Source organism: Orientia tsutsugamushi str. Boryong (assembly GCF_000063545.1).
GTDB lineage: Bacteria > Pseudomonadota > Alphaproteobacteria > Rickettsiales > Rickettsiaceae > Orientia > Orientia tsutsugamushi_C.
Map to the genome: position 1 here is coordinate 1,915,181 of NC_009488.1, position 16,517 is coordinate 1,931,697.

Here is a 16,517-nt window from a genome sequence, read left to right on the forward strand (position 1 = left end):
TTCACCTGCAAATTCTTGCAAATTGATGTGAAAATTTTATGTAAAATGGCGAAGAATCAATTTTTATATTATCATTCACTACATGTGTAGATGGAAAAAATAATATAGCTGCGTTTATATTATTTGCTGTACATATTGATGGTAAAAATAATACAACAGATGCTAGCATAACAGCATAACACGGTTGTAAAAGTGATTTCAAAACATTCATATTAACTTCTCTTTTTTTAGAATTAACATATTAGCTGTCTGTTGAAAACTAATAACTATGGGACAGATTGTTGCGTTAGAAGAGTGAATACATCTAAATATTTTACGTAAATCCTCATCTAGATAGTACCTGGTCTAAAGATAGCATTTTTGCTATTTGCAATGTATCTGATTGTTATACATCTAAATAAAGCAGAATAAAACATCACTATGACTTAAGACGTTATTTTCGAAAAGTATATAGCATAACTGTTTTATACTGGCTTAGCTATATTAGTTTTGCATAGATACTACAGTGATTAGTTATACTCATTTAACTTGTTGAATTGGAAAATTTGCGCAACATTATAAATCTTCAGTTGATAATTTATTAAATTAAAAGTATATAATCTAGTAATGTTATCAGGTATGGCATTGAAAATAAAGATTACATGTGTGGATTTAATATGAAAAATAGAATAAGAATAGCTATCAAGACTGTTTTTAGAGTTTGCTGAAAAAATAGAGAAGCTTATAATCCATCTAGTAATGTGTTTAGCTCAATATAATTATTTTGAACAAAGAAAAGAAGCATAAGTATATGTTTATATAATAATAATAAAAAGAGCTATAATGCTTATTCTTGTTAGCTTTCAAGCTGTTGTTTGTGTCAGTCGTTGTTACTTTGCAATGCTTAATTTTATAAAACTGTTTTGCATCTTTCAATGTGTTTATTGCGTAACATTATTATATTTAGTAAATTCAAAATAGTATGAATAAAATTTAATTATGAAAATGAGAAAATTTTGGCTAGCCATAGCTTTATCATTACCTTGTTCACTTCCAGCTGTTGTTGCTTATGATTTAAGTGATTTAAAAAAACTAGAAGAGTTAGAGCAGCTTAAAAAATTGCAACACTTACAACAGCAGCTAGAACAGGAAGAAAAGATATTAAGTTATTATTTTAGATTATATGGAGGACGCTCTTCCTGTGTTCAAGAAGAATTAGATCTTTCAGCATCAGTTAATGCTTCAGATCGCCGTATATTTACTGAGGTAAGTAATTTTGCTAATCAATACGCTAATAGTCCTATTTGGGGGCTATCTTTAGGTGTGTATTGCACTAGATCGCTTATGCTAGAACTATCTCTTAGTTACATGCAAAATATGATATTTGGATGCGATATGGACATTAGTACAACTAGAGGCTTGATAAAACTAAAGAATGTTCCACTAGGAGCATGTATAAAAGCAATTGCTGACTTAGCAGAAACTTCTATTCCTAGTGTTTCAGCTGAATGTAAGTTATGTTGGGATATATGTAGTGGAAGCTTTGGATCACTTTTTGTTACTGGAGGTATATGTATTCAATCTATCTATGGAGACACTACAACAATGAACAATAAAGTTATTTTGCCTGGTAGTACAGTAGGAATAGGTGCTGCTATTAGTATAACCAAAAGTACAAGCTTAACTATGGAAATTAATGGTATATGCTTAAGTTCATCTCATGTGTTCCGTAATGAAAATATTAAGATAGAGAGTTTGTATGGCTATAATGTATTACTAGGTGTCAAGCATAACCTTTAGATACTAAACCACATTTCATTGCTAATTATCATGGTTGTTATATAGATTATAGATATTTTGTTATTAACATAGTTAATGGTATGCGTTAAGCATTTAAAATAAGCCAAAATCATAACACAAGTACATAGTGCTAAAGTTGTAAAAATAGCAAAATTCTACCTTTACAACTGCTTTTGCAATGAAGAGTTTATTGCAAGAAAGTCACGAGAAGTAATTGTAGCTAAAAAAATTGCACAAATTAGATCAAGGAAATATCATATTTTTATCTTTTATATGAGTTATTAATGTTTATTTCTAAATAAAATCTTCTATATCAATGTAATGCTCTAGAACCAGCAGTCCTCTTTTTTGCATATTTCTTGATCTTGCTATTTTTTCTTTAGAGTATCATCTTATTGTATAGCTTAAATTTTGCAAAGATTAGATTTACTAATGATGCTGTTTGCGCTTCTCTATTCTTAGTTTCTGGTATATACTATATTCCTTCTCTCAATCTTATATTTTCCAAACACATTGCTAATACAGTATTTCTATGAGCCGCAGTATATAAACTTATATAAACAAAAATATTTTATGTGTGGATTCTTTTATCTACTTCTAATGCTGCTAAGAATTGAGGCATTTGTTCTAGAGTTATATATCTTCTCTTGTTTGCAGTTTATGACTTTTTATTCCATTAGCTGAATTTTTTCTATTAATTCTAACTCTACTGCCTTGTTCAGTATTGCATTTATTATGCCAGATTAGGATAAGTGGAAATATGAAATGTAGAGAATAAAAGGTATACAAAGAGAGAATGTTGAGTTATAAAGAAAATTTAAATAAAAATAAAATAACCCAACATGAAAAAATGTATTATAACAGTATACTATTTAATAGACAATTTTTGCAAAATATATCACGAGTTGGAGAGAAAGAGATTAATACCAAGTAGAGTAATCAAAGGAACAGAGATGGGAAGTTATCCTTAGCTGAGTTATTAACAATAGCGATATATTTTTATTTATCTCCATGCAAGGATTTTAAAGATTATTATCTATATTACCTGAGTTATAAGTATAAGGGATACTTTTGTTTATCAAGTTATAGTAGAATAATACAGCTATGACCTGGAGTGTTGCTATCACTAGCTGTATTAATGCATTATATGAAAAAGAGAAGAAACAGATATATATTACATCGATTCTACAAAGTTAGCAATTTGTCATAATAAACGTACCTCCAGCAATAGAGTTTTTAACAAAATTTCTAAAATTGGTAAAAGTAGTTATTGCTGGTTCTTAGTCTTTAAGCTTCATCTTATAATCAATAAGATGTTCTATAGGTAAAAGTGCAAAGGTAGATCAAGTATAAGGGAGAAGAAAAGTTAATTTTTATTAACTTCTATACTTTATAGAACCTACTATTAACTTGTGTTAACTTTTATTAATATTTTTAATCAAGCTTCAACTTTAACTATAAATATATTTCCAATATTTGTCAATATAACAAAAAAATTAAAGCAAAAGGTTGACAAAAGGTTGACAGAAAATTTAGGAAATTGGGGGCCAGTTTTCAATCTAGAGGTTAATCTAATGATCGAAAAATATATACAATCTAGGATTGATAAGTGATTTTCAAGTTATATGTATTATGAACAAATTAGTATAAAAATTTGCTATCAAATAAAAAGTATAATATAGATCATCTGTTTAATTAAACGTAATACTTTAATAATAAATATTAATATTATGTGGGGTGATTATGACTTCAATATCATCAAAGTTTATAAATCGAGCACTACGTAAAATTAAAATTCCTAAGGGAGAAAAATTATTAATTATCCACGATCCAGATATAATAGGACTTAAACTGAAAATCTCATGTACAGTCTGTGGAGGAATAGTAAGAAAAACATGGATTTTAGAACAAAAATATAAAAACCAGAGTTTAAAAATAAGGATAGTGGAATTTCCATATTTATCTATTAAAGAAGCTAGAAAAATAGCAAGAGAATTAAAGACATTAATGGCGAACGGAATAGATCCAAGAGCAGTAAAACATCAACAACAGATAGAAGAAAATGAGAATCGTATAAAAGAAAGAGAAAGAAAAGCTAACGATATTACATTCAAAGAGCTGTGTTATAAGTATATTGAAGAGTATGCCAAAATATATACTATAAACTGGAAAGAGAATGCTGACAGAGTACATACTTATGCACAAGCATTATATGAAAAAAAGATAAGCAAGATTCGAATGAGTGATATTGAACCAATATTCAATGATATCAGCAAAGAGGGAAAATATGCCACAGCAAATGCATTGCTAGCAACCTTACGCACTATATTTAATAAGGCAATAAAATGGGGATTAATAGAAAACAATCCTACTCTAGGGATAGAGCAGCATAAACTGCAAGCAAGAGAGAGACGTCTAAGTTACGATGAAATGGGTAGATTTTTACAAGTATTATGCGGAGAAGCAAGTCCATTGATAAGAGATTTTGCATTACTAGCGTTATATACTGGAGCTAGAAAAAGTAATGTGTTAGAGATGGAATGGGACAATATAGATTTTGAAAGAAAAATATGGCATATACCAAAAACTAAGAACGGAAAGGCGCAAAATATACCATTAACAGATGAGGCAATGGAAATATTGCAAGCAAGGAAATTAATATCTACAAGTAAATGGGTACTACCAAGTTCTACTAGCGAAAGCGGACACTTATCGCATCCAAATACCGCATGGAAGATAATTTGTGAAAAGGCAAGCATAAAAAATTTCAGAATACACGATCTAAGAAGGACGTTTGCAAGTTGTATGTGGGATGCAGGCGAAAGTCAGAGGACAATTAGTATAGCATTGAATCATATTAATCCAAACTCAACAATACCTTATACTATAGCTTGTATGGAGTTAGTACGAGAGTATATGTCTAAGGCTATACAAATAATTAGTGAATGTGCTAGAAGTTATAATATTTATAATACTATCTGACTGATATAAACGTTGTGGTAAGAATAGTGCGATTTCATGTCGCACATGCATATATGAACACTAATTATTGCAGGTAAAATCTGTGTTTGAAGATATTTAGCTAATTTAAACATTATAGTAGCAGAATGAGAAATCTCATGCTACAATTGAGGCTGAAGGTGATTATACAAAATCAAAAATTATGTTGGGCATTATCGAGGCCGTTGAAGTATATGGGTTTGAGCATTGACGAATGGGGAGTAGTGCTAGCTGGAGTAGCTCCAGGAATTGTACTACTAAACAGCAGGCATGCTAAATTAGGCCTAGCCTTTATGGTTGGAGGAATTGCTCTATGTTATTGCTTTAAGAAAATTAAGAAGGTATCTGAGAATTTTTTGCTAAAAAGTTTTTTAGTAGCTAAAGGTTTATTGCCAGCTCCATTAGGATATCCAAGGCTTTTGGGCAAAAAAGTTGGCAAGTAATGAATCATCTCTTTAAGCAAAATGCTATACAAGAGCTGGTTAAATATAATAAATGCTTACTTTCAGTAACTATATTGCTAGCTGCAGCTAATATAATTGCGATAATGGCTGCAATTACCAAAGAAGAAAAGTGGTTATTAATTCCAGCAATGGAGCCTGATCGTAAAATGATGGTTTCATCAAAAAATTACCATGAAACCTATTTAAAGGAATGGGCAATTTATGTAACGAAACTCTTATTTACTACTTCTCCAAATGAGGTAGAAAGACAAATAGCAGACATGAAAGTTGCATCTAGTAATACTGAATCTTTAAATAAATTTTTTCATGATCACTTGCAATTTGTTAAAGGCTCAAATGTGTCTTCAGTCTTTTTTCCGAAGAAGGTTGAAGTGATAAAGGATGGAGTATTAATTAGTGGAACGCTTCGTTATTGGTTTAGCGATAGTAAACATATAGCTGTCGATAAGACTTACCTTTTGACTTACAAGCGAAGTCCTAATTACCTTTTGTTGTTAACTGGCGTTAAAGAGAATGGAATAAAAAAATGAGTATTAGAATTTTGAGGTTTATGATAGGGTTTATTGCTTTAGTCAAGTTTAGTGATGTATATGCGGTAGAATATGAGTTAGAAGTTGATAATTTGCTGAAGCTTGAGATTTCTGATAGTGGGCCAACAAGAATTAATCTTAAAGATGAAAAAATCAATGATATTTTTATGTATCCTCAAAATGCAGCCGAAGTTGTAGTTCATGAGTCTGGATGTTTGTTTATTGCTCCACGAGAAGAAGAAAAGAAGCTTTATTTAACAGTAATAGGAGAACACAAAACAATTCAAGATTTAATGTTAACTTTTACTCCAAAAACTCCAAGCCATGTAACGCTTATTAATGCTGCTACAGAAGAAGCTGAAAAGGATAATTCAAAAGGAAAAATAAAATTAGCTTAAAATGCTAGTTTTTACTTTAAAGCTTGTTAAGCTCAGCATCAAGCATATTAAAACTGCTTCAAAGTAAAATTTCATTATGGAGATATTATTGAAAACAAGGCGGAAGGCTGGTTGATAGGTGAAGATGGACGTTCTGGAATTAAAGGAATCGTGGTAGATAAATCGTCTAACATAGCAAGCATGGCTGCATTAAATGGAGTATTTAGCAATATTGCTAAGTTTCTACAAGCTAAGGCTATTAAACCTGATATGCTACCAACTTTAAACCTAGTAGCTGGAGGTCATCAACAACAAGAGTTTCAGATTGGAGATGCGCTTCAGTCTGGAGCTTACTCTGGAGCTAGTAATGCTTTTGATAAGCTAGCTGATTTTGCTATAAAACAAGCTGATTCTATGAGCCCAGTCGTTCTTATTGCGTCAGGTAGAGTCATCGATGTTGTATTTAAAAAAGGTTTTGACTTACGTGAGCACAAGAAGAAGCCACATAATTTAACTTATTCACAATCAACTAACAATGAAAAAGTTAATTTGCATAATAAATTCGACCAATCACAAAAGTTAGAGGAGCATTTATAATGAAGTTTTTATTATTGCTATTGGGCTGTATGAGCCTAACAAGCTTCTTTTTCGAAAGTAATTTTGATTGTAAAATTCCTAAAGGGCAAAAATGTAAGTCTTTATATGAAATAAAGAAAATGGCTGCTCAAGGAGTTTTTGACCCTGATAATGTTGAGAAAGTTGAAACATCAAAAATTAAATCAAAAAGGCGTTGTGTTCTATACTGTAAGCGATCTAAAGCAGTTCAAGGTGTAGCTGTTGTTAACACTTCACCTAAAAAACCAAAAATGAGTGATATTGCAACTTAAAAATGATTTATGTGATAATATAGGTTAAATTACTATATCTCTGTACTTTACAAACACTTCAATGCCTGATACTAATGCTTCTGGTAGACTTATATGTCTTTGTCCTAAGCCAGGGATTCCAATACCTGTACCTGGTATATTCCGGTAGGATTTTGGGAGCCAGTACGCCTTGTAGATGTTACAAAGTCGCCAATGTGTATGGTAAGTCTTGGAGGTTTGTCATTTGGAAGTGCTACTCAAAAAGGCATGAAAGATGAGGCTGAAGGAAGTGCTTTTTATCACATTCATTGGTATGTCTATCCTGTGATTTATTGGCTGGAAATTTTGCTTGATTTTATTTGTCTGGAAATGGCTGCAGTCGATATAGCATATTTAACAGAGTTTGATCCATTATGGAGTGATGACGCTAAATCTGCGATTTTAAATCCAGAAACGCTGTTGTTTCAAAATGTAGCTGCTTATCAAGCATGTATAGCTGATTGCATGAGTTGCAGCGCTGGTTTATTAGCAAGTGATTATGCTTTTTGGTGTGCTGAATGTCAAGGAATGCTTTACCCTTTTACTGGAACAGCTGCGGCGCATAATGGTGGAGTTGGAACATCTGTATTAATGGTAAGTAAGTTTATGGCTAGAATGCATAGGCAACTGATGTTATGGGGATATTATGGTTATAAAGGCTTATGTGGCAAGTATCCCATGCCTATTATGAAGAAAAGTCAGTATCGACTACAAATGACTTATCCGATTCCAGAAACCAGATCCTGCAAGAGCATAGGCCAAACAGAAGCTACATGGCAGGCTGGAAGAGAATTTCCAGTTAATGGTGAAGATTTTGGTTACTTGATTTGGCGAAAAAGAGATTGTTGTTTGCTTTGATAAGGGTTAGAGAGGAATATGGTTATACGAGTAATGATGTTGATGGTTTTATTATTTGTTAATAATGCTAATGCTTTTTTTTGGGCCAGCAAAAAACTTTTATTTTTGTCTCATTTTCAATGAGTGATGAGGCTTTAAAAAGCTATTTTGCTGAATCTCAAAAGGCTGGAGCTCAATTGATTATGCGTGGGTTAATTAATAACTCATTTACACAAACAAAGAATAAAACTATGGAGCTTGGTATTAGCTTCGATATAGATCCTAGCTTGTTTGAACAATATAAAATTGATGTTGTTCCTGTGATAGTAATAGATGATGAAAAAAGAGGATTAACCAAGAAATTAACTGGCCATATTCCTTTAGCAATAGCATTAGAAATTATGAATGAGAATACTCAATGAGATTATTATCTATATTAACTTTGATAGTGCTCAATATTAGCTGTTGTTTAGCTTCAATGCAAAGCAGTTATAATGAAGCTAGCAACTATAATGTAAATCTTGGAAATTCTTCAAATACACAAGAATTATTTCATCAAGGTAGTAATGTCAATTATCCTAACAATGATGAGGATTTAACCTACCATGGCCGTAATCAGCTTGGTACAGAAAGTGGGGCAATGTTATTTCAAGCTGAAAACAGTAAAAACAATGCCTTAACTCAACATAATATCAACGATCAAAATTATATGATAGCTAATTCAATGAGAATTGAATCTGATCCTTTAAGTGCCCTTGATAGCAGTAACTTCGTAACTCAGACAAGTAAAACTAATACTGAAATTATTCAAAGTTGTAATGAAGGTAGTAATTTTAACATTGAACTTATTCGAGAATTAAATGTTGAGTGCAGATTAGAGAATGTATGGCTTTCTTGGCAAAACCGGCAAATGGAATTTGCAACAGAAGAAATAGTAGAGAATCATAGTAATTGGCTTAATGGTCGTGCAGATTTCCATGACGTAGATAAAAATAATGAAAAAATATACAAGTTAGCAGGTGATAGCCAAATGGCTGCAAGACGAATGAGGAGTGCTGTTGCTGATAGGCTTGGCGTATCTATAGAGCATATTGGAACAAAGTTTATATTATATCAAAAAGAGGTAAAATATGTATACTTCGCTATGACTACAGAGATAAGACTCAAGAACTAAGGGAAGTAGCAGAATATTGGCAAGTTGTAAAGCCTGAACTTGAACAATTAATAGAAAGTAATGAATGCTATGAGGTGAATAGACTCAACTATGAGAGTGGTGATAGAGTATTTTTTGACAAGTTTAGAGTCAATCGTTCATATTGGAAACAAAAGATTGTTTTTTCTTGTACTAGCGATCCAAAAGATGGTTGCAAACACCTTAAAATTCAAAATTGTGAATTAAAAACAGCACTTGCCAAAAAATTGAGTATTGCTTTATATTTTTATTTTAAGATATAATAACCACATATATTTTTAGGGTGAAAAATATATGAATAACGATGATTTAGCACGTAACTTATATTACGCAGCCGCACAGAACAATGTAGAGAATGTAGAGCGTATTCTAGCACAAGATAATGCTTGTAACATTATCAATACAGTATTTGTTAATGAGGTACTTGGTCCGAGTGGATCTGCTTTGCATGCAGCAGTTTCGCGTGGGTACATAAATATAGCAATACTTCTGTTAAAAAAGGGCGCTGATGTCAATATCAAAAAACAATATGGATCCACTCCTTTGCATCTTGCTAGTAAGTTGAACCATGACATAAATATGTTAACGCTTCTGTTAAACAGTGACGCTGATGCCAATTTACCAGATGGTAATGGTATCGCCCCTGTACATTGTATTATCAATGCTGAATGCGACATCGATAAATTAAAGCTTCTACTTGATAATGGAGCTAATGTTAATTTGATGGATAATGATGGTTGCACTACTTTACATCATGCTTCTGGATGTGGGCGCATAGATATAGTAGAGTTTTTATTGAATAATAATGCTGATATTAATATAACAGGTAAGAATACTGTAGTACATTCTGCTGCTAAAAATGGCTACAAAGACATGGTACAGTTTTGGTTAGATAGATATCCTAACATGATAAATTTAAATTTACAAGATAATGATGGTAACACTGCCTTACATTTAGTTGCCAAGCATAGATTCACCATATTACCACATGACTTCACCATATTACCACATGATATACATATGCCCAACCTTATAAATGCTGATAATAATGACAAGCGCTTTATAGATATAGCGGAAATGCTGTTGAATAGAGGAGTAGATACAAACATACAAAATAATGATTGTCAAACTGCTTTACATTTAGCTCTTTTAAGCTACTCTGGATTGTTAGATATAATACATCTAATGATGGATAATTTAGATAGTTTTTTATGCCGATCAATAGATTTGATAAAAAGTTTATGTAAGAATAATAATGTTAATTTTATTTTAAAGAATAACGATGGTTATACAGTTTTAGATTTAGCTTTAGCTATTGAACATGATCAGCACAAAATCGCAGAGCACTTGCAAGAGAAAAGGCTATTATGGAGGACAGAACAAATAGATGCTATAAATGAATCGCTGACAATAATAGCAAGAAATAATGAGCAGATATTAAAAACCTATCCAGAAAAAAATGATGCTGAGAAATTTTTGGGAAATTGGCGTGAGTTAGCACGTCTCGGAATGGCTGAGCGGATATTAGACGCATTGGATGATGATGATTTTAGAACATTTCAACAGCTTAACGAAGAACGTAAAGTAGAGTTGGATAAAGTAGCGTTGGGAGAGAACACTAATTCAGGACTGGATTGTTAGATATAATACATCTAATGATAGATAATTTAGATAGTTTTTTATGCCGATCAATAGATTTGATAAAAAGTTTATGTAAGAATAATAATGTTAATTTTATTTTAAAGAATAACGATGGTTATACAGTTTTAGATTTAGCTTTAGCTATTGAACATGATCAGCACAAAATCGCAGAGCACTTGCAAGAGAAAAGGCTATTATGGAGGACAGAACAAATAGATGCTATAAATGAATCGCTGACAATAATAGCAAGAAATAATGAGCAGATATTAAAAACCTATCCAGAAAAAAATGATGCTGAGAAATTTTTGGGAAATTGGCGTGAGTTAGCACGTCTCGGAATGGCTGAGCGGATATTAGACGCATTGGATGATGATGATTTTAGAACATTTCAACAGCTTAACGAAGAACGTAAAGTAGAGTTGGATAAAGTAGCGTTGGGAGAGAACACTAATTCAGGACTGGATTGTTAGATATAATACATCTAATGATAGATAATTTAGATAGTTTTTTATGCCGATCAATAGATTTGATAAAAAGTTTATGTAAGAATAATAATGTTAATTTTATTTTAAAGAATAACGATGGTTATACAGTTTTAGATTTAGCTTTAGCTATTGAACATGATCAGCACAAAATCGCAGAGCACTTGCAAGAGAAAAGGCTATTATGGAGGACAGAACAAATAGATGCTATAAATGAATCGCTGACAATAATAGCAAGAAATAATGAGCAGATATTAAAAACCTATCCAGAAAAAATGATGCTGAGAAATTTTTGGGAAATTGGCGTGAGTTAGCACGTCTCGGAATGGCTGAGCGGATATTAGACGCATTGGATGATGATGATTTTAGAACATTTCAACAGCTTAACGAAGAACGTAAAGTAGAGTTGGATAAAGTAGCGTTGGGAGAGAACACTAATTCAGGAAATGATTTAAGGTTTAACGGCATCTATTTTTAGTTGCTTTGTTTTGATTTGTTATGTGCTTAGATTTGTAGTAACTAGTATTATCGCAAATAAGATAATAACTATTATGGGTTATAGTTGAAGCATTTCAGCAATCTTTGATTGTGTCATGCTTCCCTTCTTTGACTAAACTTCATTTTAGATAGATATAAAAATAATTCAATAATGAATCCATTAGCAATAATGCTAATTATGGGGCTACTTAATTACTTGTCGATAGAATTAGCTGATACTAACTCTTTGGCTACAGGGGTTTTTATGGTACAATGATAAACATGGTCATGAGCTTGATGACTCTGCTGCTAATTCTAAGTTGATGAGTGTGGCTCATGACCAGAGAATCGAGGAATTAAAGGAGCAATTTAATCGAGCTCAGCGCGTATAGCGCTTGATAATCCAACGCTCGAAAATGTGATTACAGCCCAAAGATTGCAGAAGCGAATCATGGAGAAGGCTCATAAGTTTGCTACTATGTGGCAGCTGGCTACTCTACTTGATTATCAACTGATTAATGCTAATGAGCCAGCTAATAGCTTACATAGAAAGCTGTATCAAGAAAAATCAGAGCAAAAAAATGATTTCAAACTCAAAAACATTGCTAAAAACTGGGGATTGATTCTGCAAGTTAAACAAGATTGCTTGCTCTGTAAGGCCTTTATTCCTATTGTTCAGAGCTTTGCTAATAAATATGCATTTCAGTTGCTAGCTGTCAGTAAGAATAATGAGTTGCTAAATAAACTAAACCCTAAGCATATTGTACCTGTATTATATTCAGTAGCTAGCGATGGTAAAAAAATATATGCAGTAGCTAGAGGCATAATCTCTGAAGATAAAATTATCGACAATATTCTAGCAATCGATAGATATTATCATAAGTTGGAGACTACATGAGCACCAAAATCAGAGTTTATGCCATTACAATGCTATTATTGCTACAAGCTCCAGTATCACTAGCTTGGAATATCGAAAACGTATTTCAAGGAATGAGTATTAATGTCACAAGATCTGGATCATATCAAGATCAAGCGGCTGGATATTATGCGGCTGGCGGATTATCTGCCAGAACAAGCCAAACATCATTTCAGCCATTTGCTATAACTCCACCATCTTTAAACATGAGCTGTAGCGGTATTGATGCCTATCTTGGTAGCTTCTCTGTTATTTCTGGAGAAGAATTAGTTCAATTGATGAAAAACATTGGTTCTCAAGCTAAAGTCTATGCTTTTTCATTAGGATTAAAAACCTTTGCTCCTCAAATTGAGAATGCTCTCAAAGACTTACGTAATCTAGCAATGGAGATGAATCAATTTGCTAAGGAAGATTGCAAATTAACAAAAGCATTATTTGCTACAGCTTTACCAAGAAACTCAGCTATGAGAGAAGCTGTTTGCCGTGATATACAGTCACAAAGCGGGTTTGATTATTTTGCTGCTGGTAAAAAATGTCGTAATGATTTAGCCCAAAAACAAGCTCTGCGACAAGCACAAAATAAGGATTCAGAGTTATGCTGGATGATTATAACATCTTCACTAAAGCAGCAGCAAAGGTTGGAATACCATCAAATATGCGTGATTCAATCATGTCTATGACTGGCACTATCGTGGTTACAAACAATAATGTGTACTTTTTTGACTCCTTAGCTCAGGATGAAAAAAGTTGGATTAGTCATTTAAAAGGTGGAGAATCAGCTTCAATTTACAGCTGTGATAGTGTTAGTTGCCTGCATCCAAGCCTACAACGAAATATCACAATATCACCAGAGCAGTCTTATGCAGGTAAAGCTAAGCAAAAATTGACTGATCTAAAAAATAAGTTTGATAAGAATTCTGAATATAGCAACTCTGAGATAGCCTTTTTATCTTCGATTGGAGATATATTTCCAATTTATGATTATATCACATTAGAAGCTATTTCTGGAGTCACAATTTTAGAGATCTCATCAGAATTAATAGCTAGCTATACATTAGTTCAGCATTTGAAGGAAGTAATCACCGAAATACGTAGAGCCGTTACTTCACTAGGTGCTAAGCAAGTTTCGAATGAACATTTAGAAAGATATTTGAAGGAATTGAATCGAGTACAACTTTTTGCAAATGAAAAATGGACTAGCCTACAAACCGATGCAAGTCGAATAGATAAAAGGGCTAGATTAATAGAGCAGCATTTAATAGCGAAGGAGAAAAGTTAATGGATTACGTAATATACACATTTGGTGGTGGAGATCTGTTATGGCATGTGTTTAATGGCATAGGCAGAGGTCTTTGCTTCAAATAGCGAATACTTCACTCCAGTGGGTCACTTAGCCTTGACTATTGGTGGCATATGGGCTGCTACTAGGGCTATTTTTAGAGGAAATATCGGCATCTTTGCTATGGGAATGGTTTTTTCCATCGATATTTATTTTTACGCTGTTATTTGCCCCCAAATCTACTGTTTGGCTGAAGGATGAAGTATCAATGAGTGCGCCAGTAAAGGTTGATAATATTCCCATAAGTATTGCAATGTTTGCTTCTCTTTCATCGCAAACGAGTTACTTTGTATCTAAAATGTTGGAACAGCATCTTTTGCCAGCTTATGAAGGACTATCGAGCAGAAAAACTGGTATTATGTTTGGAGCTAAGGCTGTAGCTAAGATTCGAGATGTGCAAATACAGGATCCAATAACTTTAACTAATACGAAGGAATTCCTTAGACAATGCTTTATGAAGCCTTACATCATAGGCAATATTCTAGGTAAAAAAGCTGCTGCTCAACAAACTAACGACATTATAGGATTTATCGAGCAAAATATACCTAATAATTTTGGTATTTATTATCGCGAGCCTAGTAATTTAGCCATTAGTTTCAAGACCTGTAGACAAGCTACTCCATTGATTAAAGCGGCAATTCATAAAGAATTAAATGAAGGACTTTTAACCAAGTTTGCAGCAGCAATTGGAGTTCAATCTGATCAGTCACACATGTTAAGTCAAAGACTAAAAGTCATGACTGGAGATACACTAAAATATTTACAAAGAGAGCAGCAAGATATTCATGAATGGATGAAGCAAGCTATGCTTCTTAATGCTAATCGTGAGTCATATGATGACTGGCGTGAGAAGTTTTCGTTATCAAGAATTTATCCTAATTTAGTTAGTATGCATGCAATCAGAGGCCTCTTTCAACAATCATTTTCGTATCTAGTAGCTGGAGAAATGGCTGCTCACATGATGCCTATTTTACAATCTGTATTTTTTGCTTTAGTAGTCTCGATGATCTTTATTGTATTTCCAATGGCCTTACTACCTGGCGGCTACAACATACTAAAAACATGGATTTTGTTAATAATATGGGTCAGCAGCTGGCCAGTATTTTTTACAATAATCCATTGCCTCGGAATGATCAGCCTAGCCAGCAAATCTGGAGCTTTTGGTAATGATTATGGCTTGAATATGCTATCACAAGGAAGCTTTGCAGAGATGATTTTATATAGCTATGCGACGTTTCAAATGCTTGCATCATCTATACCAATGCTTTCTTGGGCAGTACTAAAAGCTTGCGCTCATGCTACAGCTAACTTAGCAAGCCAGTTCTCTCCTATACCAGTTGCTAGCAGCTTAGGAAGTAACATAGTCGACAATAACTTGAGTATGGATAATTACAGCATAGGCAATAGAACTATCTCTCAACAAAACCTAGCTCCTTCATTACATATGGCTGCTGGTATTATCGATGATGGTAGCTACAGAGTTGTTACTGCAAATAATGGCAAGCAATTTGTAACTCAAGCTGTAGATTCTTTGGTAAATAACTTCCGAGCTTCTGCTATGCTACAAGCTGGATATCAAAACCAGTTTATGCGTTCTCAGAGCATTCTTGATTCACTGACAAAAAGAGAGGCCGATCTTATTTCAACAGGAAACTCCATGGCCATGGAAATAGGACAAAGACTAACTCACGATGAAGCTGAGTCTATAGGCATGACTGATAGTGAATCTCAAGCTCTGTGCAAGAGGTTGGTTCTAGTAGCATTGCTACTACTGAGTATACAGGTAGTAGCCACAATAAAAGTAGCGGTACTAATGTAGAAGTAGGAGCTGGGAAATTTTTTGTCAAAGGTGTAGTTTCAGGAAAAAATCAAGATGATCAAAATAAAGGTATATCAGCTAATCAACAACAGTCATATAATGAAGCATTATCAAAAATTAAAAGTGCAGTTGAAGAAAGAAGACTGAGTAGTACAAATAGCGAAGTACAGTCACTAAGTGAGAATCTAAATGCTAATCTTTCTGAGCAACAATCGATTGGGCAAGAGATAGCTAAAACTAAACAAGAAATGGAGCAACTTAGTTATAGCATGAATTATGTATCTCAAAACTCTACTACTATTGATCGTAACATTAATGAACTTGTATTAAATGAAATTATAGCTCGAAATCCTGAAATAAGAAGCAAGGAGCAAGCAGCTAGATGGATAATGCATCACTCTGCTGAAGCAGAAAAAATTGCTTTTGAGGTTGCTCAAATCAACAATGAAATACCTGAAGATTTGAATGATCATATTAATGATGGTAACTTTTCTACTAAACAAGATGTACAAGAAATTTTTAATAAAAAATCTGAAGAGTTAAAATGTCAAAACGCTAATTATATAAATAATAAGGCTTATAATAAGAATATGGAACAAACTTTTATTGATAATGAAAAAGTAGAGAATCTTGATCGAATTTCTGATAGTATTAAGAATAAGACTAAAGAAATACAGAATGAATTTAATAATACGTCTAATTCAGCAGTTATTTTGACTGGTAAACAAGCAATAAAAAATTTAAATGGTAATAAATGAT

Annotated in this window: 14 protein-coding genes and 6 pseudogenes; 19 read left to right on the forward strand and 1 reads right to left on the reverse strand. The window is 32.8% G+C overall.

Annotated features, from left to right (window positions below):
• Positions 1-28: 28 nt before the first annotated feature.
• A pseudogene (locus OTBS_RS18610) lies at positions 29-211 on the reverse strand (cell envelope biogenesis protein OmpA); the annotation flags it as partial.
• Between the two features lie 773 nt (positions 212-984).
• Between OTBS_RS18610 and OTBS_RS09055 the strand changes: the two are divergent.
• The 19 genes and pseudogenes from OTBS_RS09055 (at position 985) to OTBS_RS09135 (ending at position 16,516) form a co-directional block, all read left to right on the forward strand.
• Positions 985-1,779: a hypothetical protein gene (locus OTBS_RS09055; RefSeq protein WP_232489001.1), complete on the forward strand. Its 795-nt coding sequence runs from the start codon at positions 985-987 to the stop codon at positions 1,777-1,779.
• 842 nt (positions 1,780-2,621) lie between these two features.
• Positions 2,622-3,089: pseudogene (locus OTBS_RS18065) on the forward strand (transposase); the annotation flags it as partial.
• 102 nt (positions 3,090-3,191) lie between these two features.
• Positions 3,192-3,392 carry a hypothetical protein gene (locus OTBS_RS09060; protein WP_011944470.1) on the forward strand — a complete coding sequence of 67 codons (201 nt, stop codon included), beginning with the start codon at positions 3,192-3,194 and terminating at the stop codon, positions 3,390-3,392.
• Between the two features lie 130 nt (positions 3,393-3,522).
• A complete protein-coding gene (locus OTBS_RS09065) occupies positions 3,523-4,761 on the forward strand; it encodes a tyrosine-type recombinase/integrase (protein ID WP_080571893.1) in 1,239 nt (412 codons plus the stop codon).
• A 125-nt stretch (positions 4,762-4,886) separates the two neighbouring features.
• Positions 4,887-5,222 carry a hypothetical protein gene (locus OTBS_RS09070; RefSeq protein WP_011944246.1) on the forward strand — a complete coding sequence of 112 codons (336 nt, stop codon included), beginning with the start codon at positions 4,887-4,889 and terminating at the stop codon, positions 5,220-5,222.
• Positions 5,222-5,773, forward strand: coding sequence for a TraE/TraK family type IV conjugative transfer system protein (locus tag OTBS_RS09075; protein WP_011944688.1), 552 nt, complete (start codon positions 5,222-5,224; stop codon positions 5,771-5,773). Before OTBS_RS09070 ends, OTBS_RS09075 begins: the two co-directional genes overlap by 1 nt.
• On the forward strand, positions 5,770-6,171 hold the full coding sequence (locus tag OTBS_RS09080) for a hypothetical protein (protein ID WP_011944247.1): 402 nt from the start codon (positions 5,770-5,772) through the stop codon (positions 6,169-6,171). Before OTBS_RS09075 ends, OTBS_RS09080 begins: the two co-directional genes overlap by 4 nt.
• 111 nt (positions 6,172-6,282) lie before the next feature.
• Complete coding sequence (locus tag OTBS_RS09085; protein WP_011944248.1) at positions 6,283-6,747, forward strand: TrbI/VirB10 family protein; 465 nt, start codon at positions 6,283-6,285, stop codon at positions 6,745-6,747.
• Entirely contained in the window at positions 6,747-7,037 is a 291-nt protein-coding gene (locus OTBS_RS09090) for a hypothetical protein (protein WP_011944249.1), read from the forward strand. The genes OTBS_RS09085 and OTBS_RS09090 overlap by 1 nt, the downstream gene beginning before the upstream one ends.
• A 52-nt stretch (positions 7,038-7,089) precedes the next feature.
• Positions 7,090-7,913: pseudogene (locus tag OTBS_RS09095) on the forward strand (TraU family protein); the annotation flags it as partial.
• 80 nt (positions 7,914-7,993) lie between these two features.
• Complete coding sequence (trbC, locus tag OTBS_RS09100) at positions 7,994-8,314, forward strand: type-F conjugative transfer system pilin assembly protein TrbC (RefSeq protein WP_011944350.1); 321 nt, start codon at positions 7,994-7,996, stop codon at positions 8,312-8,314.
• Positions 8,311-9,310: pseudogene (gene traN, locus OTBS_RS09105) on the forward strand (conjugal transfer protein TraN); the annotation flags it as partial. The gene trbC and the pseudogene traN, both read left to right, overlap by 4 nt.
• A 68-nt stretch (positions 9,311-9,378) precedes the next feature.
• Positions 9,379-10,725, forward strand: coding sequence for an ankyrin repeat domain-containing protein (locus OTBS_RS09110; protein ID WP_041621254.1), 1,347 nt, complete (start codon positions 9,379-9,381; stop codon positions 10,723-10,725).
• Complete coding sequence (locus OTBS_RS09115; protein ID WP_050897539.1) at positions 10,719-11,195, forward strand: hypothetical protein; 477 nt, start codon at positions 10,719-10,721, stop codon at positions 11,193-11,195. Before OTBS_RS09110 ends, OTBS_RS09115 begins: the two co-directional genes overlap by 7 nt.
• On the forward strand, positions 11,189-11,521 hold the full coding sequence (locus OTBS_RS09120; RefSeq protein WP_041621255.1) for a hypothetical protein: 333 nt from the start codon (positions 11,189-11,191) through the stop codon (positions 11,519-11,521). The genes OTBS_RS09115 and OTBS_RS09120 overlap by 7 nt, the downstream gene beginning before the upstream one ends.
• A gap of 11 nt (positions 11,522-11,532) precedes the next feature.
• Positions 11,533-11,685, forward strand: a complete 153-nt coding sequence (locus tag OTBS_RS14775; protein ID WP_157866383.1) for a hypothetical protein — start codon at positions 11,533-11,535, stop codon at positions 11,683-11,685.
• A gap of 417 nt (positions 11,686-12,102) precedes the next feature.
• A complete protein-coding gene (traF, locus tag OTBS_RS09125; protein WP_410517952.1) occupies positions 12,103-12,582 on the forward strand; it encodes a conjugal transfer protein TraF in 480 nt (159 codons plus the stop codon).
• A pseudogene (locus tag OTBS_RS09130) lies at positions 12,579-13,879 on the forward strand (conjugal transfer protein TraH). Before traF ends, OTBS_RS09130 begins: the two are co-directional and overlap by 4 nt.
• Positions 13,879-16,516, forward strand: a pseudogene (locus tag OTBS_RS09135) (conjugal transfer protein TraG N-terminal domain-containing protein). The pseudogenes OTBS_RS09130 and OTBS_RS09135 overlap by 1 nt, the downstream one beginning before the upstream one ends.
• The last annotated feature ends 1 nt before the right edge of the window (position 16,517 follow it).

Excerpts from the sequence above, each read along its gene's own strand:
- OTBS_RS09055 (WP_232489001.1), top strand. The coding sequence starts at position 985 with ATGAGAAAATTTTGGCTAGCCATAGCTTTATCATTACCTTGTTCACTT.
- OTBS_RS09065 (WP_080571893.1), top strand. The coding sequence starts at position 3,523 with ATGACTTCAATATCATCAAAGTTTATAAATCGAGCACTACGTAAAATT.
- OTBS_RS09070 (WP_011944246.1), top strand. The coding sequence starts at position 4,887 with ATGAGAAATCTCATGCTACAATTGAGGCTGAAGGTGATTATACAAAAT.
- OTBS_RS09075 (WP_011944688.1), top strand. The coding sequence starts at position 5,222 with ATGAATCATCTCTTTAAGCAAAATGCTATACAAGAGCTGGTTAAATAT.
- OTBS_RS09080 (WP_011944247.1), top strand. The coding sequence starts at position 5,770 with ATGAGTATTAGAATTTTGAGGTTTATGATAGGGTTTATTGCTTTAGTC.
- OTBS_RS09090 (WP_011944249.1), top strand. The coding sequence starts at position 6,747 with ATGAAGTTTTTATTATTGCTATTGGGCTGTATGAGCCTAACAAGCTTC.
- OTBS_RS09110 (WP_041621254.1), top strand. The coding sequence starts at position 9,379 with ATGAATAACGATGATTTAGCACGTAACTTATATTACGCAGCCGCACAG.
- OTBS_RS14775 (WP_157866383.1), top strand. The coding sequence starts at position 11,533 with ATGGCTGAGCGGATATTAGACGCATTGGATGATGATGATTTTAGAACA.